This window comes from Providencia huaxiensis, assembly GCF_002843235.3.
Lineage (GTDB): Bacteria > Pseudomonadota > Gammaproteobacteria > Enterobacterales > Enterobacteriaceae > Providencia > Providencia huaxiensis.
On sequence record NZ_CP031123.2, the window covers coordinates 845,249 to 867,637 of the forward strand.

The 22,389-nt window shown below is 39.1% G+C and carries 17 protein-coding genes, 1 tRNA gene and 2 pseudogenes; 10 read left to right on the top strand and 10 right to left on the bottom strand.

Annotated elements, in window-relative coordinates; all coding sequences use genetic code 11:
* Positions 1 to 9: 9 nt before the first annotated feature.
* Positions 10 to 3,993, bottom strand: coding sequence for a trifunctional transcriptional regulator/proline dehydrogenase/L-glutamate gamma-semialdehyde dehydrogenase (gene putA, locus CYG50_RS05240; RefSeq protein ID WP_102139568.1), 3,984 nt, complete (start codon positions 3,991 to 3,993; stop codon positions 10 to 12).
* Between the two features lie 499 nt (positions 3,994 to 4,492).
* Between putA and putP the strand changes: the two genes are divergently transcribed.
* A complete protein-coding gene (gene putP / locus CYG50_RS05245; RefSeq protein WP_102139569.1) occupies positions 4,493 to 5,977 on the top strand; it encodes a sodium/proline symporter PutP in 1,485 nt (494 codons plus the stop codon).
* Between the two features lie 68 nt (positions 5,978 to 6,045).
* On the opposite strand, the gene cycA is transcribed toward putP, so the two are convergent.
* Positions 6,046 to 7,446, bottom strand: coding sequence for a D-serine/D-alanine/glycine transporter (gene cycA / locus CYG50_RS05250; RefSeq protein ID WP_102139570.1), 1,401 nt, complete (start codon positions 7,444 to 7,446; stop codon positions 6,046 to 6,048).
* A gap of 255 nt (positions 7,447 to 7,701) precedes the next feature.
* On the opposite strand from cycA, the gene CYG50_RS05255 reads away from it, so the two are divergent.
* Positions 7,702 to 7,777 (top strand) — tRNA-Lys (locus CYG50_RS05255).
* A 34-nt stretch (positions 7,778 to 7,811) separates the two neighbouring features.
* On the opposite strand, the pseudogene CYG50_RS05260 reads toward CYG50_RS05255, so the two are convergent.
* The 3 genes and pseudogenes from CYG50_RS05260 to CYG50_RS22870 form a co-directional block, all read right to left on the bottom strand.
* Positions 7,812 to 8,527: pseudogene (locus tag CYG50_RS05260) on the bottom strand (site-specific integrase); the annotation flags it as partial.
* Positions 8,500 to 8,937, bottom strand: coding sequence for a PD-(D/E)XK nuclease-like domain-containing protein (locus CYG50_RS05265; RefSeq protein WP_102139572.1), 438 nt, complete (start codon positions 8,935 to 8,937; stop codon positions 8,500 to 8,502). The pseudogene CYG50_RS05260 and the gene CYG50_RS05265, both read right to left, overlap by 28 nt.
* A 374-nt stretch (positions 8,938 to 9,311) precedes the next feature.
* A complete protein-coding gene (locus CYG50_RS22870) occupies positions 9,312 to 9,455 on the bottom strand; it encodes a hypothetical protein (RefSeq protein WP_168222828.1) in 144 nt (47 codons plus the stop codon).
* 172 nt (positions 9,456 to 9,627) lie between these two features.
* Here CYG50_RS22870 and CYG50_RS05270 point away from each other — a divergent pair, with 172 nt between their 5' ends.
* Positions 9,628 to 10,017: a hypothetical protein gene (locus CYG50_RS05270; RefSeq protein ID WP_102139573.1), complete on the top strand. Its 390-nt coding sequence runs from the start codon at positions 9,628 to 9,630 to the stop codon at positions 10,015 to 10,017.
* A 154-nt stretch (positions 10,018 to 10,171) separates the two neighbouring features.
* Here CYG50_RS05270 and CYG50_RS05275 read toward each other — a convergent pair.
* The 5 genes and pseudogenes from CYG50_RS05275 to CYG50_RS05295 form a co-directional block, all read right to left on the bottom strand.
* A pseudogene (locus tag CYG50_RS05275) lies at positions 10,172 to 10,426 on the bottom strand (ORF6N domain-containing protein); the annotation flags it as partial.
* Complete coding sequence (locus CYG50_RS05280) at positions 10,423 to 10,692, bottom strand: phage antirepressor KilAC domain-containing protein (protein ID WP_331001551.1); 270 nt, start codon at positions 10,690 to 10,692, stop codon at positions 10,423 to 10,425. The pseudogene CYG50_RS05275 and the gene CYG50_RS05280, both read right to left, overlap by 4 nt.
* Before the next feature lie 233 nt (positions 10,693 to 10,925).
* Entirely contained in the window at positions 10,926 to 11,195 is a 270-nt protein-coding gene (locus CYG50_RS05285) for a hypothetical protein (protein ID WP_102139576.1), read from the bottom strand.
* A 147-nt stretch (positions 11,196 to 11,342) separates the two neighbouring features.
* Positions 11,343 to 12,338, bottom strand: coding sequence for an acyltransferase family protein (locus CYG50_RS05290; protein WP_102139577.1), 996 nt, complete (start codon positions 12,336 to 12,338; stop codon positions 11,343 to 11,345).
* A 528-nt stretch (positions 12,339 to 12,866) separates the two neighbouring features.
* Complete coding sequence (locus CYG50_RS05295) at positions 12,867 to 13,313, bottom strand: type II toxin-antitoxin system HicB family antitoxin (protein ID WP_102139578.1); 447 nt, start codon at positions 13,311 to 13,313, stop codon at positions 12,867 to 12,869.
* A gap of 1,647 nt (positions 13,314 to 14,960) precedes the next feature.
* On the opposite strand from CYG50_RS05295, the gene flhD reads away from it, so the two are divergent.
* From flhD to CYG50_RS05330, 7 genes are all read left to right on the top strand, one after another.
* On the top strand, positions 14,961 to 15,311 hold the full coding sequence (gene flhD, locus CYG50_RS05300; protein ID WP_004909823.1) for a flagellar transcriptional regulator FlhD: 351 nt from the start codon (positions 14,961 to 14,963) through the stop codon (positions 15,309 to 15,311).
* On the top strand, positions 15,308 to 15,898 hold the full coding sequence (gene flhC / locus CYG50_RS05305; protein ID WP_102139579.1) for a flagellar transcriptional regulator FlhC: 591 nt from the start codon (positions 15,308 to 15,310) through the stop codon (positions 15,896 to 15,898). The genes flhD and flhC overlap by 4 nt, the downstream gene beginning before the upstream one ends.
* A 96-nt stretch (positions 15,899 to 15,994) precedes the next feature.
* Positions 15,995 to 16,882 (top strand): flagellar motor stator protein MotA, encoded by an 888-nt coding sequence (gene motA / locus CYG50_RS05310; RefSeq protein ID WP_004909829.1) that lies wholly within the window; start codon positions 15,995 to 15,997, stop codon positions 16,880 to 16,882.
* A 7-nt stretch (positions 16,883 to 16,889) separates the two neighbouring features.
* Positions 16,890 to 17,807 (top strand): flagellar motor protein MotB, encoded by a 918-nt coding sequence (motB, locus tag CYG50_RS05315; RefSeq protein WP_102139580.1) that lies wholly within the window; start codon positions 16,890 to 16,892, stop codon positions 17,805 to 17,807.
* A gap of 103 nt (positions 17,808 to 17,910) precedes the next feature.
* Positions 17,911 to 19,995, top strand: coding sequence for a chemotaxis protein CheA (gene cheA / locus CYG50_RS05320; RefSeq protein ID WP_102139581.1), 2,085 nt, complete (start codon positions 17,911 to 17,913; stop codon positions 19,993 to 19,995).
* Positions 19,996 to 20,011: 16 nt separating this feature from the next.
* Positions 20,012 to 20,509, top strand: a complete 498-nt coding sequence (gene cheW, locus CYG50_RS05325) for a chemotaxis protein CheW (protein WP_004909833.1) — start codon at positions 20,012 to 20,014, stop codon at positions 20,507 to 20,509.
* 104 nt (positions 20,510 to 20,613) lie between these two features.
* The gene (locus CYG50_RS05330; RefSeq protein WP_102139582.1) at positions 20,614 to 22,299 is read left to right on the top strand and encodes a methyl-accepting chemotaxis protein; all 1,686 of its coding nucleotides are present in this window, start codon (positions 20,614 to 20,616) and stop codon (positions 22,297 to 22,299) included.
* Positions 22,300 to 22,389: the final 90 nt, after the last annotated feature.

The window sequence follows — 22,389 nt, forward strand, 5'->3', positions numbered from 1 at the left end:
TTTTGTTTATTATCCTATTGTCATTAAGCTAGCATTACCGCCTGCTGCAGCGGTATTGACACTCAGTGAACGTTCATGAAGTAAGCGTTCAGTCAGAAGATTAATTTCACCGCGTTCGAAGCCTTGTACTGAAATAATTGGCCCTTTACGTTGTGCAACTACCGCGCAAACCTCTTTTAGCTGATCGCTATCACCATGATAAATAACGCCTTCGATTGGCTCTTTAGTTTCTATCCAGTTTTTAGTTAGCGATATGGTTTTTCTCACTTTTTCAGGCAGTGATTTGAACAGCTTCTGATGGAGCTCACTATCTGGCCATAACACCTGACAACCCGCAGAAAGTACAGCGGTTAGCTGGGTTAAACAATCTTGTTCATTATCACTAAGGCATAAAATCAAACCACGAGGGCGCAAGGTATAGGTATTTCTTTCTCCCGTTGGGCCCGGTAATACACGGGTGGTTCCTGTTTGGCTATGGCGTGTAAATAGCTCAATTACGGAAGGCGAAATAGCCGAGTTTTGTTTTTCAGACCATTGTGTAAGTGCTTCAAATGGCTCAAGTAAAATAGTTCTGGCACTTGCATCCATAGGTAAATGGCTATCTTGTCGCTCTAAAGTATTTGAAACAGCATTATCTGGGCGTTCGCTTAATAAACGGTAAAGATATAATGGACCACCTGCTTTAGGACCAGTCCCGGATAAACCTTCACCACCAAAAGGTTGCACGCCAACAACGGCACCAACCATATTTCGGTTTACGTACAGATTGCCAACTTTAGCTTTTGAAACGACTTGGTTGATAGTTTCATCGATACGAGTGTGGACACCCAATGTCAGCCCATAACCTGCAGCGTTAATTTGTTCAACGAGTGCTTCTAGCTCATCTCGTTTAAAACGCACAACGTGAAGAACAGGGCCAAAGATCTCTTTTTTCAGTTCACTTACATCATCAAGTTCTATTAATGTCGGCTTAACATAGGTTCCTTCCATTTGTTCTTGCTGATCATCATGGTTTTCAAATGCAGCTTGGAAAACAGGTTTCCCTTTACTGCGCATTTTCTGAATATGTTGATCGATATTCTCTTTTGCTTCACGGTCAATCACAGGGCCAATATCGGTTGATAAATGCTCTGGATTCCCCATGCGGCACTCTTCCATTGCGCCTTTTAACATACGAATGGTTCTATCTGCGACATCTTCTTGGATACATAGAATGCGCAGTGCCGAACAACGCTGACCCGCACTATCAAATGCAGATGCGACAACATCAGTGACAACTTGTTCTGTGAGTGCAGAAGAATCAACTATCATTGCATTTAACCCGCCAGTTTCTGCAATCAGAGGGGTAGGGCGGCCTTGTGCATCTAGGCGTCCTGCAATATTACGTTGAAGTAACCCTGCGACTTCTGTTGACCCAGTAAACATGACCCCTCGAACACGAGTGTCGCCAACGAGTTGGGCACCAATGGTTTCACCTTTACCCGGTAAAAATTGCAGTACATCGCGAGGAATACCTGCTTGATGCAAAATAGATACCGCGATAGCACCGATTAATGGTGTTTGTTCAGCCGGTTTCGCGAGTACGGTGTTACCTGCTGCGAGAGCGGCAGCAATTTGTCCTGAAAATATTGCTAATGGGAAGTTCCATGGGCTAATACAGACCACAGGCCCTAAAGGACGGTGCGTATTGTTATCAAAATCATTTTTGACTTGGGTTGCATAGTAGTTAAGAAAATCTACCGCTTCCCTAACCTCTGCAATCGCATTGTTGTAGGTTTTACCTGCCTCACGCACTAAAATATCTAACAGCGGCTGTAGCTGTTGTTCCATGAGATCAGCCGCACGTAATAAGATAGCAGCTCGTTCAGAAGGCGGGGTTGCAAACCAGATAGTACCTGCATCGTTAGCCGTATTTAATGCATGTTCAGCTTCTTGTTCTGTTGTTTCGCGAACGTGGCCGACAATATCTTTATGACAAGCCGGGTTAGTAATCGGTGTTGCTTCAGGTAACGCTTGCGAAGCTTGGAAATCACCCCCTAACAGTGGTTCTGCGATTTTTTGCTGCATAGCCGCACTCAGTAGGGCACTTGATAACGAAGCCAGTCGATGTTCGTTTGATAGGTCAAGCCCCATTGAATTCACACGTTCTAGGCCGTACAGATCACGTGGTAATGGAATTTTTGGATGCGGTAAGCCAATTTGCCCTTCAGTTTTTGACAGTTCTAAAACATCTTTGACTGGGTCGGCAACTAATTCATCGAGAGGAATAGTGGCATCAGCGATACGGTTTACAAATGAAGTATTTGCGCCATTTTCTAATAATCGACGCACTAAATAGGCTAATAAAGTTTCGTGTGTACCAACAGGTGCATAAATACGGCAAGGGCGGTTTAGTTTGCCATCAGCGACTTTACCAACAACTTGCTCATAAAGTGGCTCGCCCATTCCATGTAGACATTGGAATTCGTACTGGCCAGGGTAATAATTTTTACCTGCAATTTGGTAGATAGCTGAGAGGGTGTGTGCGTTGTGCGTTGCAAATTGTGGGTAAATTAAATTGGGAACCGATAGGAGTTTTCGCGCACAGGCAATATAAGAAACGTCAGTATACACTTTACGCGTATAAACTGGGTAACCTTCTAGTCCATCCATTTGAGCGCGCTTGATTTCACTGTCCCAATAAGCACCTTTTACTAAGCGGATCATTAAACGACGTTGGCTGCGTTCAGCCAAATTTATAATTGAATCAATCACAAATGGGCAGCGTTTTTGGTAAGCCTGGATAACAAAGCCTATCCCATTCCAACCCGCAAGTTGTGGTTCGAAGCAGAGTTTTTCTAGCAAATCTAAAGAGATTTCTAAGCGGTCAGCTTCTTCGGCGTCAATATTAATCCCTACATCGTATTGATGTGCTTGTAATACGAGGGATAACAGGCGTGGATAAAGCTCTTCCATCACGCGAGAGTATTGTGCACGGCTATAACGTGGATGCAGTGCCGATAGCTTAATTGAAATACCCGGGCCTTCGTAGATACCGCGGCCATTTGATGCTTTACCAATAGCATGGATAGCCTGCTGGTAAGACACCATGTAATCTTGCGCATCTTTTTCCGTTAATGCGGCTTCCCCTAGCATATCGTAAGAATATCGGAAGCCTTTATCTTCGAGTTTGCGTGCGTTAGCGAGTGCTTGGGAGATAGTTTCGCCAGTGACGAATTGCTCTCCCATAAGGCGCATTGCCATATCAACGCCTTTGCGCACTAGTGGCTCACCACTTTTACTGATGATGCGATTAAGTGAGGTTGATAGTTTTGCTTCATTATGTGTAGAAACTAGCTTACCCGTAAACAGCAATCCCCAAGTTGCGGCATTGACAAACATTGAGCTACTTTGGCCAAGGTGTGATTGCCAATTCCCATTGCTAATTTTGTCACGGATAAGCGCATCTCGCGTTGCTTTATCAGGAATGCGCAATAAGGCCTCTGCGAGACACATTAATGCGACACCTTCTTGAGATGAAAGTGAAAATTCTTGAAGTAGACCTTGAACTAAGCCTGAGCGGCCGATGCCATTTTTTTGATTACGCAGTTTTTCAGCGATTGAATACGCTAATTTATGAGCGGCTTCAGCTTGTTCTGTAGGGAGTTGTGCTTGTTGCAATAACATTGGCACAGCTTGTGTTTCAGGAATTCGGTAAGCAGAAGTAATTGCAGAGCGTTTTACAGATTGTGGTAAAATGTGCTCTGCGAAATCTAAGAATGGTTGATAGTTAGATTCAACAGTGGTGTCTTCATCAGAAGTTTGATTTTCTTTTACATCGATACCGGGTGATAGCTCTGGAAAGGCTTGGCCATTATCGAGTTGTTCTAGGTAATTATAAATAGCTTGTTTGATAAGCCAATGTGATGTGCGGTCAAGACGCTGAGCGGCATTTTTAATGCGTTCACGAGTTGCTTCATCAAGTCTCACACCCATAGTTGTAGTGCTACTCATCTTAATTCCTCTAGGTCACGAGTCATTTTAATCAAAAAAGTTACACCACATTATCTTAATGTTGCAACTTTGTGCAACATTGTTAAGTGTGGTTTCTGAAGGAAATGTGAAACATATCGAGTTTTTTAAGTTTTAATAATTTCAATTAAATTAGTGTTTATTTAATTATTATATTTTACATGTGGTTACGTTTTATTTTTTTAGGCGGGACAGTTAAACATCTGATTGTGAATTTTAGTTTAAATTTTAACATTTGTGATATGGATTCTATTTATGCAATAAAAAATAGTTAATTTCTTGTTAATTTAATATGAGTCTGTCTAGGATGGGGCAGTTAAGATATTAAGTTAGTGCAACACAAACAATCACAACCTATTTGGTGTTAGTGCAGATAAATTAAATATGTGCAATAAAGTGCAACACCATGAAGTTACAAGTTATCAACGGCAACTTATAAAGATAACTAATAATTTTAAAGCTACTCAATGGAGAAAACAGGATGACTGTAAGCACTCCGATGATCATTATGTTCGTCGTATATATTACTGGCATGTTACTAATTGGCTATATAGCCTATCGCTCAACTAAAAACTTTGACGATTATATTCTGGGTGGACGAAGTTTAGGCAGTGTCGTAACTGCATTGTCCGCTGGAGCCTCAGATATGAGCGGTTGGTTGCTTATGGGGTTACCGGGTGCGATTTTCTTAGCCGGGATTTCTGAAAGTTGGATTGCTATCGGTTTGAGTCTCGGTGCATATCTTAACTGGTTATTTGTTGCAGGGCGTTTACGTGTCCAAACAGAAAAAAATAATAATGCACTAACATTACCTGATTATTTTACGAGCCGTTTTGAAGATAATAGTAAGATTTTACGTATTATTTCTGCTGTTGTTATTTTAGTTTTCTTTACGATTTATTGTGCATCAGGTGTGGTCGCAGGTGGTTTATTATTTGAAAGCACATTTAATATGAGTTATGAGAAAGCGATGTGGTTAGGGGCACTCGCGACCATTGCTTACACTTTCTTAGGTGGTTTTTTAGCGGTGAGTTGGACTGATACAGTTCAAGCTTCATTAATGATCTTCGCATTGATTCTAACACCTATTGTTGTGATCCTTTCTTTAGGGGGAATAGATACCTCTATTGAAGTCATTAAAGCTAAAAACCCTGAATATCTTGATATGTTTAAAGACATGAATATTATCGCAATTCTGTCATTACTAGGTTGGGGATTAGGCTATTTTGGGCAACCTCACATTTTAGCGCGTTTTATGGCAGCAGACTCTGCGCGTACTATTCGTTCTGCTCGACGTATTAGTATGACATGGATGGTGTTATGCCTAGGTGGAACAATTGCGGTTGGTTTCTTTGGTATCGCTTATTTTGAAAATAACCCGGCTTTAGCGGGGTCGGTCATGCAAAATAATGAGCGCATATTTATGGAGTTAACGGGAATTTTGTTTAACCCATGGGTCGCTGGTATTTTATTATCAGCCATATTAGCAGCGGTAATGAGTACGTTAAGTTGCCAGTTATTAGTTTGTGCAAGCGCGTTAACGGAAGATTTATATAAGCCTTTTATCCGTAAGAGTGCGAGTCAAAAAGAGTTAGTGTGGGTAGGGCGTTTTATGGTGTTGTTGGTCGCTGCAATTGCCATTTATATTGCTCGTGACCCAAATAATAAAGTTTTGGCTTTAGTGAGTAATGCGTGGGCGGGTTTCGGTGCGGCATTTGGTCCTGTTGTTTTAATTTCTGTAATGTGGAAACGAATGACCCGTACGGGGGCACTTGCAGGAATGCTAGTTGGCGCTGTGACAGTGCTAGTTTGGATGAAATACAAATGGTTTGATTTGTACGAAATCATTCCTGGTTTCTTATTAGCAACAATCGCTATTGTTGTTGTGAGTTTAATGACTAAAGCGCCAAGTGCAGCAGCTCAAGCTCGTTTTGATGAGGCTGAGGCAGAATATAAAGCAAGCTAATCGAGCGAGCTTATAAAATCAAAAGGCCGACTAACAGTATTGTTACTCGGCCTTTTTACGCTTTATCATTAATGGTTTTTTCTACGCTTGGCGAATTGGTAACCAATAAATAATAGAATAAACCAAACTGGTGTGGCAATTAAGGCTTGTCTTGTGTCGTGCTGAAATGCTAATAACACGACCATAAAGGCGAAAAAGGCGAGGCTTAACCATGACATCACAATTCCAGCAGGCATTTTGTAATGAGATGCTTTGTGCATTTCAGGGCGTTTTTTACGGAAATTTAAGTAGCTATATAAAATCATGCTCCAAATAAACATAAAGAGAATAGCAGACACGGTTGTGACTAGCGTGAATGCATGCATGATATCAGGAATAAAATAGATCAGAACAATACCAAAACTGAGGCAGATACAAGTAAAAATTAGCCCGGTAGCAGGCACTGCTTTTTTAGATAATTGGCTAAATTGTTTTGGTGCATCACCTTCTTTTGAAAGCCCAAACAGCATTCTGCTGGTGGAAAACACACCACTATTTGCTGAAGATGCCGCAGAAGTTAGAACCACAAAGTTAACAATACTTGCCGCTGCCGGTAGGCTTATCAGGACAAACATTTCTACAAATGGGCTTTTATCGGCCAATATGGTTCGCCAAGGAGTGACAGCCATAATGACAATTAAAGATAAGACATAAAATGCAATGATCCTGATAGGGATTGCGTTGATAGCTTTTGGCAAAGATTTCTCAGGATCACGTGTCTCCGCAGCCGCCGTACCTACTAATTCAATTCCAACAAATGCAAAAATAGCAATTTGGAAGCCAGCAAAGAAGCCGCTGATCCCCATCGGGAACATTCCACCATCGCTCCAAATGTTACTTAAAGATGCAGTATGGCCAGTAGGGGATTGGAAATTCATGGCGATTAATGTGCCGCCTACAGCAATGAGAGCCACAATGGCCACAATTTTTATCATGGCGAACCAGAATTCAAGCTCACCGAATAGCCTGACAGAAACTAGGTTGAGCGTTAATAAGGTGACCACGCAGATAAACGAGGTTACCCATTCAGGAAAATCAGGAGCCCAAAAGCTCACATAGGCTGTAATCGCAATGATATCGGCAATACCGGTGATAACCCAGCAGAACCAGTATGTCCAACCGACAAAAAAGCCTGCCCATGGGCCGATAAGGTCAGCAGAAAAATCACTAAATGATTTGTAGTTCAGATTAGAAAGTAGCAGTTCACCCATTGCGCGCATCACGAAAAATAGTACAAAGCCAATTATCATATATACAAAGATAATCGATGGGCCTGCGAGTGAAATGGTTTTGCCAGAACCCATAAATAAGCCAGTACCAATTGCACCACCAATTGCAATAAGTTGTATATGGCGGTTACTAAGGCTACGTTTTAGCTGATTACGATCAGTATTGGGTTGTGTTGATAGTGAATTCGCATTTTCTTCCATACTAAAGATGTCCGTAGTGGTTTGTGATAATTAGCCACAGTCTTTTTTTTAATTTTGTGGTTATGTTTGCGTGAAATATTGTGACACAAATCTCAATTAGAGTAAGGAAAAGTTATCTTGTTAGGAACGAAGTGATGTTTATTCAAGCATTAGTTTTCTTAAATTTTACATTCGCAACTTAAAATTAACTTAGGTAATAAAAATAGCAGAATCATATTGACTGTAGCAATTGTTAGGCGTTAAATAATTTGTATCGGGTTGTTAGCTCAGTTGGCAGAGTAGGTGACTCTTAATCATTAGGTCGGGGGTTCGAGCCCCCCACAACCCACCAAGATTTTCAATGAGTTAGGTGTGATTGTGATTTTTTAAATTATCTTGCGTGCCATATTCGTGCCATTCAGATTTAAAATATCATCGATGTTTTTGGCGTGTTCTTGCAAGTGATTGGGTGATAGGTGGGCATATCGTTTTACCATTTCTATGCTTTCCCATCCGCCCATTTCTTGCAATGCTGATAATGGCACACCAGCTTGAATTAACCAACTCGCCCAAGTATGACGCAAATCATGAAAATGAAACCCTTCAATACCAGCTTTTTTCATGGCAGAATTAAATGCCTTGTTTGCGTTAACCGTCATTGGCACTAAATCAATAACACCATTTTGCTTACGCTCTCTGACAAAAACATATTTAGTATGTCTGCCTATCTGATCCCGAATAATCTGACAGGCAGTGTCATTGAGCGAAACACCTATCGCGCGATAGTTTTTGGATTGTTCGGGGTTAATCCAAGCTACTTTTCTCACTAAATCAACCTGACTCCACTCAAGGCAAAGTATATTTCCTCTTCGCAGACCAGTAGCTAATGCAAAGGTAATAACTGGCTTTAGGTAATCGGCGGCATTATCAATTAACGCCGTAGCTTGTTCTCGAGTCAGCCACTTAACTCATTAGCAGCTATTCTCAGTAGTGAGCGAATAAATGCCAAGTGTGAATACTTTGATGACTGTGAGGGAAAGCCTTTTTGTGACCCCCTGTTTTTCATCTTAGCTATCACGTTTTGGCATTCATTATTAGTGATAATCCAGTAATCGGACAGGTGGCAAACATGGATACTTCTGATTTTTCCTTTGCCGCCATGTAATCCATAAAGTCGGTATTCATCCTTGCAGACTCAATCATCGGTGTGATTGTTTCTACTTCGCCATTTATTAGAATATTGTCAGCGTTGTAGGTTTTCGCTAGCTCCTTATACTCCTTGGATGCGCGAGTTTTTATTTCTGGCTCAAGTATGAAATCAGTTTCAAATACCTCTGGCTCGAGTAATGCTGCATGAATTGCCGTTCCAATCTGCGCCGATTTACTTCCTTTAAATGGGTTAAAATACAGATTGGCAGGGCTAACGCTAATAGCTTTGACTGACGTTGAGCTTATAGCCTCATCATTGTGATAGTCTTCATTACTTAGCCCGTAAATAACTCCCTCTCTCACAATAACCTTCTTTCGCTTTTTTCAGTCTCAAAAAAAGCGCTCCATGCTTCATCTGATTCTTGAATCGTCATTTTCTATTCCTTAAATATGCGTATTCCTCACTATTAATAGCGATATGAAATGTGTTGTGGTGGGGGATTTAGCTTTTGTCTGATTGAGAAAAAATTCTTGTAAATTATTATTGATTGATAATTTTACTTTTCTTCAGGTATAAAAATGTCACCTTACGCTGCTTTTATTATTAATTTCACTACGTTCAATGGAATGGGGTATATGCAAACATTGAGTGACCCGTTTGTAGTGTTTGATTTGGTGGTTAAGATTGGCTATATGAATGGCATGATTTGAGCCTCCTATCCAATCGCCCCTAGCCTTTAACATTGAATTGCCATCAAGTAAGCTGCGTCAGCTATCAACCCCATTTGTTCTGCCGCTGAGTCGCCAGTCTCATCAAGTTCTTTGGTTTGCCATGAGTTAGATAAGTAGCCACTCATCGCTACTGATCGGGTTGCTTTCACTATCAAACCAGCATTCAGAACGAGTTATATGAAATTCTACGCCCATACAGTCACCCTTATTAAATTAGAGAAAATAAAATATCTCTTAAACGCATAATCTGAAAGTGTGCTTTGCTTCAATTCGCACTCCCGCTAAGCTAGCATTACTGAAACTAATTGATAGGATGGTGAGATGAAAAGAATAAATAGGTATCAAGCTGAAGATTTTATTACAACGTTGGGTGATGTAATTCTCAATTACGATGAGGTTACTGTATCCCAAAAGCACGACATTGTTATTGGGCTAGAGCCAGAGCAAGTAGACAACTTTGAAAGCTTAAAAGGTTTTATAGTAGAAATTAGCAAAGCTATTCCAGATTTTGATAATCAAGTTCAAAGGTATTTTTATCACAGAAACAAAGAATCTGACTTTCCTCACAATTTAAATGTTATTTATATTGAAGGAAATACCGTCATATTGGATTACTGGTCTGAGATGGTAAATAATCAATTCACAATGACATTTCAATACAATAGCGGGGTCTGGAAGTTGATTGATGCAAACGGTAGAAGTCCAAAATGATAACCAAATCTAGCCCGTCCTTGGGCTGGGTGGTTAGGCTAATAGCTTGCCTGATTTAGTTCCTTGCGGACTCATGAGGTTGGCGTAAATAACACCATTCATTTCTGCCAGTCTGCGCGTAACTTCATACTCTTAGGTATGGTTAAGCTTCGCATTCTGTCCAGAGGATAAGGCTTCTAACCTTGGCTGATATTTGTAACTGACTCACTGTCAGTCGCAAATTATTGAGTGCGTCACTGACAACCTTGAAGTAATGCTTGCCCTCGATAAAGCGTTTTTTATTACGTTTAAAATTTTGCTGAATATTATTAATTTCAGTTTCATAAACGTTAGCTAAGAGTTCGGTGGTGATTACACGAAACCCGTTATGTTGAACAGGCGGTAAATTTTGAACGGTTAATGCGTTCATGCCATTACCTCCACGCTTAACAGTTTTGCTAATTTAGATAAACCTTTGGCAGTAACACGAACTTGTGACACTTGCTTATCTTCACCAGTGCGATTTTTTACTACAGAAACTTTATGCTCAAGTAAGTCTTGCTGGATTTTATCTTGATAGCCAATCCAAACCGAACCGATACGGCGGTAAATCCATTTGCTATGGCTCATTAGGTCGAACAATTTTTTAGGATTTACTTGCAATTGCTTAAGTGATCTGGTGCTAAGTATGCATATCGCAGAACCATCTCAATACTTTTCTAATCGCCCCTTTCTTGCATAGCTGATAGAGGCAAGGGAAAATTCTAGAACAAATAAGGGCACATAGAAGTGAAAATGGCAAATCCACAGATAAGTGGCTATGTGTTGCAACAAGGAATGAGTATAAAGAAGAATACGAAGTTGGAATAAAAAAATACTCCGGCGGGTTTTTTATTGCCTGAGCTGTCGTTGCCCAGGCAATAAGTTACTTATTCTATTTCCTTATTCTGTTCATATAATTTAGCGCCCTTTGCTCGCAGTTCCCCATCGACAATTTCGATAGAATCAGCTTCTACGATAATCTTTTCCTGTGACCCTTTGTCTGATTGTGTTCCGTTTAACTTAATGGTGACTTCAGGGGCACTAATAACACCATCTTTTACCTGTACAGATTCTGATGAGGTTTGTATAGAGCTGGCCATAGCGAACGTAGATAGTGTGATTGAGATTACCGCTAAAGGTGCAATATATTTGCGCATAAAACACTCCATTGTGATGAATTCAATGGGATACTATCAAATGAATATTAAATGGGTTACAAGTTTTGTAAAGGTTCTGTTCACATTATCTATGCCAATAATATATTTGACATTTAAGAGGGTGCTATTACATCCTTCATGAATTTATTATTTCAATTTATTAGAGCGAAATACTGGCTCAATAAACCAATGAATAATTGAGTTTGACGCTAATAAAAGTGCTAAACTAATTGTGACTAGAGTCGCTGTTATTATTAGGGGCAAGCTAAGTTCTATGCCTAAATAATTTAAAGTTTGTAATATAACAAAGCAAATAATAGGATGGATCAGATAAACACCTAAGGCATTGTTTGATACTTTTGCATATTTATGGGTTGATAAAGCAAAGTAAATAATGCTCAAACCTAATATTAGGCTTATTGCAAAATTTAAAATATAGACAGAAAATGAGACGAGGAATAAATATGAACTAATTGTGTTGAATACTGATTCAAAGAAAGTCTCTCGATAATTAAGGAATAAAATAGTTAAGGTTGTTATGCAGAAAATAGAAATAATAGGAGTTTTTCTTAGCGAAGATATATTTTCATTGTTAATGAAGTAAGCTATTACAAAAAAAGGAAAGTATAAAATAACCGAGAAAAAACCTGAGATCGGCATAAGGTAAGTTTTTGTTATTAATGAAATTAATAGTGATATAGCTAAGATTGTAGATAGCTTGAATTTGTTTGATTTAACGCTTTTTGGTAGTAACAAAAAGATAGCTTGCCATATAGGTGTTGCTAAAAAAAACCAAACTCCGTACTGAGGAGAAAATAGATATGTTTTTAACGTTAACTCACCGGTAAAATAGAGTGGGAGCATATCGATTGTTTGAAACGTAAAGTAAATTATAAAAGCAGGAAGAAGGTGAGATTGTAACTCTTTCCATGTTGTATTTTTTGTTATAAATGCGACTATAAATACAAACATAGGTATTAATGTTAAGTCAAAAGCATTAATAAGCAATGAATATTTGTTTTTATCAACTAAATTTAAATAAAAATTAAAAACAATTAATGAGCTTAACATTAATTTTAGTGTAGGCCAGTATGGTTGCTCGCTATTTTTTATATTTGAGATTAAACTATTTTCTTTCTTCATACATATACCCTATCTAAAAACTAATTAATTGTACCTCATTGAGGTTTTAATTTGAAATGAATTATTTTAAGGATTATAGAATGGGTAAATACCTGTCAAATATTGATTAGTCTTTTTGCGTTACTACCTCACTATTATTGTGAAAAATTAGCTAGTTTAGGAACGGAATATAAAGTATCGCTTAATTTTTTAGCACTCAATGGCAGGATAAAATCACAGGCTATTAGAGCGCGGAACTAAAAAACTGAGAGGCTATTTGAAGGGAGAGTTGATTTTGGTTGGGAACGTAAAATTTGATTGAGTTTTGAGCAGTTAAAAAGAGGCGGTTTGAAATAGGGTACTATTATTCTGTAATGCACTGAATAAACAGGGATTATTGTAACTGCAGAGTTTGAGATATTAGGAGCTAAATTTAACTCAAGTCTCTGCTATTACATTAGCACTTATTAGTATACGTAAGAAATAAGTAAAGGGATCCTAGTTTTTTCCATGAGATTTTCATTATATTGGCTTTGAATTATGGCTAGCTTAGCTGTTATCAAGCAATTTTTGCGTCACAGTGATTGAAGCTTCGACGCCTAATAGATATAAGGCTTGTTCTAAAAGGTCAATTTTGGATGCGTAATGAATATCTAGTAAGCGTTCTATTTGTTGTGCGTTGATGTTCAACCTGCGAGCGAGATCGACACGTTGTATTGCAGAGTTGAGAATAGCGTTATGCAAAGCAATTTTTAAGCAGCAGATTATAGGTAAATAAACAGTAAAGGTTGCATCACTTTTTGTTTGCGTTGCGAGTGGAATTGGTTTCCTGAGCTCAATATGTTCCGCAAAAGTGGCTAGCAAAATTTCTTGGGCTTCTAACTCAACGTCTTCTTTACAATAGCTAACACCCTGTAGGTCAGGAAAATCGCTAAAATTGATTTCATAAATATTTTCTTCCTCAATAAATTCAACTGCTGCTTGATAAGTGAACATGTTTTTCCTTTAAATTATATTCCAGTGTGTTAAGTGTTGCATTGGCGTATGAGGAAAACAAGTTTATCACTTCACTTAACTAGTCATTTCTTCCTTTATTTCTATGTCTATTGGCCCTGTATTTTATTCACTGGTCGTCATTGGAAATGATTAATGTGATCTTCTTAACATAAATATACCAATGTGAGAATCGTTTTATTCGGAAATTATTGAGAAATAAAGAAAACAAGTGTGAGGGCTATCGCAAATTGAAAAAATTTTTTGACCATAAAAATTGTAATAAATTAGCTTCTTTTATAAGCAGGTTCCTCACTGAATTATTTTAACTAAAAGTAATTTAATTTTTAATTTTTCATTATTCGATTAAGCGATTTTACTTAAGTTTGATTGCTGTTTAGGGTATTTTGTTAAAATAAAAGTATATAGTAATCAATGGTTACTATAACTAACGTTAATTAAATTTGAGGTGTTACGTGAAAATAGCTAAAAACGATAGGCATGAAGGCAAGTAATAATATCTTTAGTTCTTTCTATTTTAAGTGCCGATCAAATATTTTAAAAGAGATATAAAAAACATATGGAAAGCGGAATGTTCTCAATTGAAACCTTCATTTTTTGCTCTCGACTCAAAAGTGGCAGGTTGGCGTAGGTTGATCTTTTTATTAAAAAAAATGAGACTTCAGTTATTTTAGATAAAAAAGTAAATATTAATTAATCAAAAAAATTACTTTAATGAACTAATAACAAGATAATTACTTAAATTACCAAATAAGTAAAATGATCTAACAGATGCATTTAAGCTAAATAGATTTTTATTACTGGTCAATGATGTGAATTTTATAAATTTTATTAATATTGTCATATGGTGGTATTAAAATCATTGTTTAATGAATCTAATGAAAATAGAAGCGAACACTTAATATGTATGACAATATAATGAGTGTTTTTATGATAACTACGATTGAATAATTTTGAACGATGGTTGGAGTATAGATTAAACTTATTGAAAATTAATGATTAAGTTTTATTCCAATAATGCCGATAACGGCTTAATGCACTTATGTGCAACTCAGTTTCTTAATGCTAAAAATTGATTTGGATCAATATTTTGTTTTTGATGTTGTGCTTGGTTTTTTTTGCTTAGTTATCGCATCTAAAGAGTTGTTGCTTTGATTAAAATCCTGTCATTTTGCTTAGGGTGACTGAAAATGTTGTTGATATTTAGGATAAGGTGATAGAAGATAAAGAAATAATGAAGATTATTTAATGAATTGATGGGTAATCATCTCATTGGTACAAAAAGAAACATAAGTACCTTGAATAGTTAATTTAGTGGTGCATAATAATTGGCGACTAATAATGACATCAGTAATTTCTGATTCTTATGGAAATCGCTAATTTTTTGGTCACTCCTTATTGTTGTAGGTATTCAGGAAATATATTTAATTTAGGTTTGGAAATTAGTGTATCTATACTCCAAATTGGGTATTTTTGAATGGATGACATGGGAAAATAATGGAATTACATTTACCCAATTTAATTACTTTTTAAATTTAATAATTTGATTACACAATACTTTCAAATTCATATTTGTTCTTTTTGCACACAGATCGCACAGATGTTGATAATATTCGGAAAGGAAAAAAAATGAGCTCGACGACAGATTTTCTGAAGCATATATACGATATTAACCTCTCATATTTGCTATTAGCCCAAAAACTCATCTCTCAAGAGAAAGCCTCTGCGATGTTTCGTCTAGGTATCTCTGATGCAATGGCAACTACTTTAGCAGACCTTACACTTCCTCAATTAGTCAAATTAGCAGAGACAAACCAGCTAATCTGCCAGTTTAGATTTGATAATAGTGACACAATTGAAAAGCTAACCCGTGATTCAAGAGTTGATGAATTACAACAAATTCATACAGGTATTTTACTTTCGACCCGATTATTGCAAACGCATAATGAGGGCGACACCGAAATAGCGAGAAAAAGATGAGTACCTCAGCTGAAAAAAGTATTGTCCAAGAAGCGAATGATATTCGACTAGCCATGGAATTGATCTCTTTAGGCGCTCGCCTTCAAATGTTAGAAAGTGAAACTCAAATCAGTCGTGGCCGTTTAGTTCGTTTATATAAAGAGCTGAGAGGTTGCCCTCCACCAAAAGGGATGTTGCCTTTCTCCACAGATTGGTTTATGACGTGGGAACAGAATATTCATTCATCCATGTTCTATAATGCTTATCAATTTTTACTTAAAAGTGGCCAATGTCGCGGTGTTGATGCCATATTACGAGCATATAGATTATATCTTGAACAGTGTATACCAGAACCCGGTGAAGAGCCTTTGTTGGCTTTAACACGTGCTTGGACCCTAGTCCGTTTTGTGGAAAGTGGTATGTTACAAAGTTCACAATGTAGTTGTTGCCATGGTTCTTTTATTACCTACGCACATATTCCTGAAAATAGCTTCACTTGCAGTTTATGCCAACCGCCATCACGGGCAATAAAAAAACGTAAACTTTCCGAGCATCTAGCCGATATTACGGTATATCGACAGGATGGCATTACTAAAGCGGTAATGTAATTGGATTGATTTGGTTAACAGGCAAAGGTTTTGCCTGTCACTCCTAATATTCCCTTTGACTGCCATCTGTTAACCAACGGAGTGAAAGGGAATATTGTGTTAATACTCATCGGGTATATCATTGTTACAGTTGCGGTTATTGGCGGATACTTAATGGTCGGTGGCCATTTAGGTGCGCTTTATCAACCCGCTGAATTTGTCATTATTTTAGGTGCAGGTTTAGGTGCCTTTGTTGTTGGTAACAGTGGCAAATCCATCGTCGCCTTGTGCAAAGTATTACCAAAACTCTTCCGTCGTTCCTCCTACAATAAAACAATGTCAATGGACTTAATGGCGTTGTTATTTCAATTACTGAATAAATCACGCCAACAAGGGCTGCTAGCACTTGAAAAAGACATTGATAATCCAAGTGAAAGTGAAATTTTTTCCCAATATCCCCGTATTTTAAAAGATGAGTCCACCATGATGTTTATCGTGGATTACTTACGTCTGATGGTGAGTAGTAACTTACAAAGCCATGAAATTGAAGCTTTAATGGATGAAGAGTTAGAAACCTTTCGTCAAGAAAATGAAGTGCCAGCTTCAGGTTTAAATATGGTCGGTGACTCTATGCCAGCTTTTGGGATCGTTGCGGCTGTTCTGGGGGTTGTTAATGCCTTGGGCTCAGCGGATCGCCCTGCGGGTGAGTTGGGGGCTTTAATTGCCCATGCAATGGTCGGGACATTTCTAGGTATTTTAGTGGCTTATGGCTTTATTTTACCTTTAGCTGCACTGATTAGGCTGCGTAGTAGTGAACAACTGAAAATGATGGAATGCATTAAAGTGACTTTCCTCTCAGCATTGCAAGGCTACGCTCCTCAAATAGCGGTTGAATTTGGCCGCAAGGTGTTATTCAGCGCAGATAGGCCTTCATTTGTTGAACTCGAAGATAAAGTTCGAGAAGTGAAAGTAGGTGCTCGCTCACAAGAAACAACAGAGGAGTAACTAACGGATGGCAGCCAATACACCTCATGTTATTCGAGTTAAAAAGCGCAGTTCACATCAGCAAAACGGGCATGGTGGTTCATGGAAAATCGCTTATGCCGATTTTATGACAGCGATGATGGCGTTTTTTTTAGTGATGTGGCTGATCTCAATTTCAAGTCCTCAAGAGTTAACACAAATTGCTGAATATTTTCGCACCCCCTTAAGTACAGCTATCAACCCAGGAAGTAAAAGTGGCGATGCCACAAATCCGATCCCTGGTGGGGGTAAAGACCCTATTTTTCGTGATGGGGATGTGATGCCTGAACCTAATAATATTATTGATGGTAATGCAAATTATCGTTTTGAAAAATTAAAAGAGTCTCTTGAACAGGCTATTTTAAAAGACCCGCGTTTGAACGAATTAAAGCCCCATTTACTGATTGACATGATTAATGATGGGCTACGTATTCAAATTGTTGATAGTGAAAATCGACCGATGTTTAAAGTGGGTTCGGCAGCGGTTGAACCCTATATGCGCGACATTTTGCGTGCAATAGCGCCACTTCTTAATGATGTACCAAACCGAATTAGTGTCTCTGGGCATACCGATGATCTGGCTTATGCCAACGGGGCTAATTATAGCAACTGGGAATTATCATCAGATCGTGCAAATGCTTCGCGCCGCGAGTTGATCCGCGGTGGAATGGATGAAAACAAAGTCTTACGCGTGGTGGGGATGGCTTCAGCCATTCATTTAGATAAAGAAGATGGCTTTGCCCCGATCAACCGTCGGATAAGCATCATTGTGTTGAATGATGAAGAAACTAAACAAATTCTCCGTGAATACGATGGCGCGAAGCCGATTAATGATGTGCTCAATAAACCGCAAAAGCCCATGCCAGAAACGGCCGTGGGTGTTGTCGCTGCGGTGAAAATACCGTGATGAATTGCTGTTATTTGAATTTATTACATAACTTGTTTAGTTGTCTGCCGGGTTGCTCGGCAGTCAGCGTTAAGTGAAACTTAAGCGAAATTGGATAAAAACCATGGATATTACCGAGTTTTATCAAACATTTTTCGATGAAGCTGATGAGTTGCTCAGGGATATGGAACAACATTTACTTGATCTTGATCCTTTTGACCCGGATAGCGAGCAACTAAATGCCATCTTCCGCAGTGCCCATTCAATCAAAGGAGGGGCTGCAACCTTTGGTTTCACTCAGTTGCAGAATACGACTCATACATTGGAAAATCTTTTAGACAAGGCGCGTCATGATGAGTTAACGCTCACACCTGACATAATTGATGTCTTTCTCGATGCTAAGGATGTCATGGCATCACAGTTAGATGCCTATAAAAATGATTCTTTGCCAGATGAAGACACTTTCAAACGCATTTGTGAGGTGCTTAGCCGGGTTGAAAATAGAGCAGAAGAGGTCGCTGAGATAGATGCTGCGCTACCTGAGCCTAAAGTTGAGAATACGGTTGTTAAAGAAACTTCCACGGAGCAAGGTGAATATTCACACTACTTTATGATCTCGTTAAATCAGCTCAAAGAAAATGAAGTTGATTTACTGGCGGATGAACTCAGTTTATTTGGGCATTTATATCACACTGAAAAAACAGCAAATAGTTTGCAAGCATGGGTGGGCACTAATACGGATATTGATGATATTAGTGGAGTACTATGTTTTGTGGTGGATGAATCGCAAATTAACCATGAAGCCATTTCCTTTGCAGATTGCCGCGCTTTTTCGAAAGAAGAAACGTTATTAAATGACGATAAAGTTGAAGCAAGTGAAATTGAAACAGAGGTAAGTGACGTCACAGAATCGCAAGATACGCCACAAACCTCGGTAAAACCTACCGTACCCGTGTCAGCTACCCCAGCTAAAAAAACGGCAGTCGCTAAACCGAAAGGGGATTCGAGCAGCATTCGTGTGGCCGTAGAGAAAGTTGACCAGTTGATCAACTTAGTGGGGGAATTGGTGATTATCCAATCCATGTTGACCCAACATAGTCAACATGTCGATCAGAACGAATACAGTGATTTGTTAAGCTCAATCGTACAGTTAGAGCGTAATTCCCGCGCTTTGCAAGAATCCGTTATGTCAATTCGTATGATGCCAATGGATTACGTGTTTAGCCGTTTCCCTCGCATGGTACGCGATATAGCTTCCAAATTAGGTAAAAAAATCGAACTGAAAGTCGAAGGAAGCTCAACTGAGCTGGATAAGAGTTTGATTGAGCGCATCGTCGACCCCCTGAATCACCTTGTTCGTAATAGCCTCGACCATGGGATTGAAAAGCCTGAAGTTCGTGTGGCAAATGGTAAGCCAGAAGCTGGCACATTGACCTTAGCGGCAGCACACCAAAGTGGCAATATTTGCATTGAAGTTCGTGATGACGGTGCTGGGCTAAACCGTGAACGTATTTTGGCAAAAGCGAAATCACAAGGCATGAGTGTGCATGATGGTATGAGCAATGATGAAGTTGCGATGCTGATTATGGCTCCGGGTTTTTCAACGGCAGAAGTCGTAACGGATGTTTCTGGACGTGGCGTTGGAATGGATGTGGTTAAACGAAATATCCAAGACATGGGCGGCCGTATTCAAATCGGTTTTACCGAAGGCAAAGGGACTATTATCCGCATCTTATTACCGCTCACTCTAGCCATTTTGGATGGTATGTCTGTGAAAGTTGCGGAGGATGTTTTCATCGTCCCATTGAGTGCCATTATCAGCACCTTGCAACCTCGCCAAGAGGATATTTATCGCTTAGCTGGCGAGGAAAAAATGTTGCTTGTGCGCGGTGAATATTTACCACTTGTTGAATTACACCAAGTATTTTCCATCGAAGAAGCCGAGCGAAATCTAGATAACAGTATTGTGCTGATTATTCAAAATGCAGGCCACCGTTTTGCGTTGTTAGTCGATAAATTAGTTGGGCAGCAACAAGTCGTCGTAAAAAATATTGAAAGTAATTATCGCAAGATCCCTGGTATTTCTGCCGCAACGATTATGGGCGATGGTTCTGTTGCATTGATTTTAGATGTGGCTGAGCTACAAAAAATGAATAACAGCATTTTGATTAAAAAGAAACAGCAGGTTTCTCAACCTGTCGTGCACTAAATAGAGGCCATACACCATGTCTATGTTAGATGATGATTTAAATAAACACGAAGAAGAAAAAAACGGCGAAGGCTACCTTATTTTCACCTTGGGTGAAGAAGAATATGGCATTGAGATCTTAAAAGTGCAGGAAATTCGTGGCTACGAACAAGTAACTCGTATCGCGAATACCCCTGATTTTATCAAAGGAGTGACTAACTTACGTGGAGTCATCATTCCGATTATTGATTTACGGGTGAAATTCTCCCATGAAAACGTGGTGTATAACGATAACACGGTCGTTATTGTCGTGAATTTAAAAGATCGTGTCGTCGGTATTGTGGTCGATGGCGTCTCAGATGTGCTGGTTTTGAATGAAGAACAAATTGCGCCACCGCCTGATTTTGCCGTGACATTATCGACTCAATATTTGACAGGGCTCGGAACATTAAATGACCGTATGTTGATTTTAGTCGATATCGAAAAATTATTAACTAGCGATGAAATGGCGCTGATTGACAGCATGGCTGAGTAACTCTCAGCCCCAATAATTGTTCAAATAATAATAAGTCATTAACTAAAGTTTTTGGTTGGATTACCGATATCCAAAATACAACAAAATTATGTTAGTAAAACGTCATGTACAGTCGAATTAAAATCGTATCGGGACTTTTGTCCGTCATTTTTATCTTTATTTTGCTGCAACTGGTGTCCAGTGGGTTGATGTTTACCAAACTGGGCGATAACAGCGACAGCATCAGTTATTTGAATTCATTACAACGCCAAAGACAAGTATTAACAGAAAGCTGGGTCAATTTGTTACAAGCTCGGGCAAACTTAAACCGCTCTATCAATGCCTATTTACTTGAAGGTCGTAAGATTCAAGACGATGCAACGACAGAAGACTTGATTAAAGCCGCTAAACGTAACTTTAAAGCTGCTGATGATGCTTATGTCCGCTATAACAAGCTGATGCAAAGTTCAGATTATGATAAAGCCAAATTTGAAAAACTGTTTAGCACCTATGAAACCTATCGAGACGCATTAATCAAGTTAGGTGAGTTTGCGGAAAAAGGCGATCTTGAAGGTTTTTATGCACACAGAACCTCAGGGCACCAAGTAAAATTTGAAGAGCAATTTAATGCGTATTTTGCGGACATCTCTGCTGATTTCCAGGCCGAAGTCGTCAATGCAGATAATAACTATCGCCAATCGTTATATATGTTGGTGACGTTATCTATCTTACTCGCCTTAATTGGTTTCTTCAGCTATCGCTATGTTCGTAAAGGTATTATTGAGCCACTCAATATCTTAATTGAACGTATTAAAGTCTTCGCTTCAGGCGATTTAACACCGAATGTGACCACGATTGCCAATAATGAAATTGGTGAGTTGGCCAATGGTGTTCAACATATGCAGCAGGAACTGATTAATACCGTTCGTGGTGTGCTAGATGGTAGCGAAACTATTTACCAAGGTACAACTGAAATTGCTGCAGGTAACAATGACTTGTCGGCACGAACTGAGCAACAAGTCGCTTGCTTAGAAGAAACCTCCGCCAGTATGAGTGAGTTGACTGCAACCGTAAAACAAAATACCGAATATGCCCACCAAGCCAGTGAATTTGCAAACCAAGCTTCAGTGATAGCGAAAGAAGGCGGCAAAGTGGTATCGAATGTCGTCAGTACCATGCTAAATATTGCGGATAGCTCACAGAAAATCTCTGATATCACCGCAGTTATCGATAGCATCGCTTTCCAAACTAATATCTTAGCGCTCAATGCGGCTGTCGAAGCGGCACGGGCCGGTGAGCACGGACGTGGTTTTGCCGTCGTCGCTGATGAGGTGCGTAACTTAGCACAGCGTAGTGCTGATGCCGCTAAAGAGATTAAAACGTTAATTGAAGATTCAGTGTCAAGAACAGGGACAGGTGCTCGCCAAGCAGAAGATGCAGGTGAAACGATGACCAAAATTGTCGAGTCTGTCACACGGGTGACTGACATTATGACGCACATTGCGACCGCATCCGATGAGCAAAGCAAAGGGATTGCACAAGTCAGTATCGCTGTTGCAGAAATGGACAAAGTTACACAGCAAAATGCGTCGTTGGTTGAACAATCTGCGGTGGCAGCTAATGTCTTGGAAGAACAAGTGGCGAAACTGTCGCAACTGATCTCTATCTTCCGTTTACCACCATTAAAACAAAGTGAAATACGCAATATTCAGCCGGCAGCAAGAACGGTTTCAAATATCGTTAAAACACCGGATCTGACAAAACTGTCATCGAAAGAACATAAAGATGATGACAATTGGGAAACTTTCTAAGGGTTAAGCTCAGTTTTTCGCTGCAAAGCCTCGGTTTTGCAGCGTTTCTGTGCATTAGAAAACAAGGCAATGTTTCAGAGGTTCAGTTCT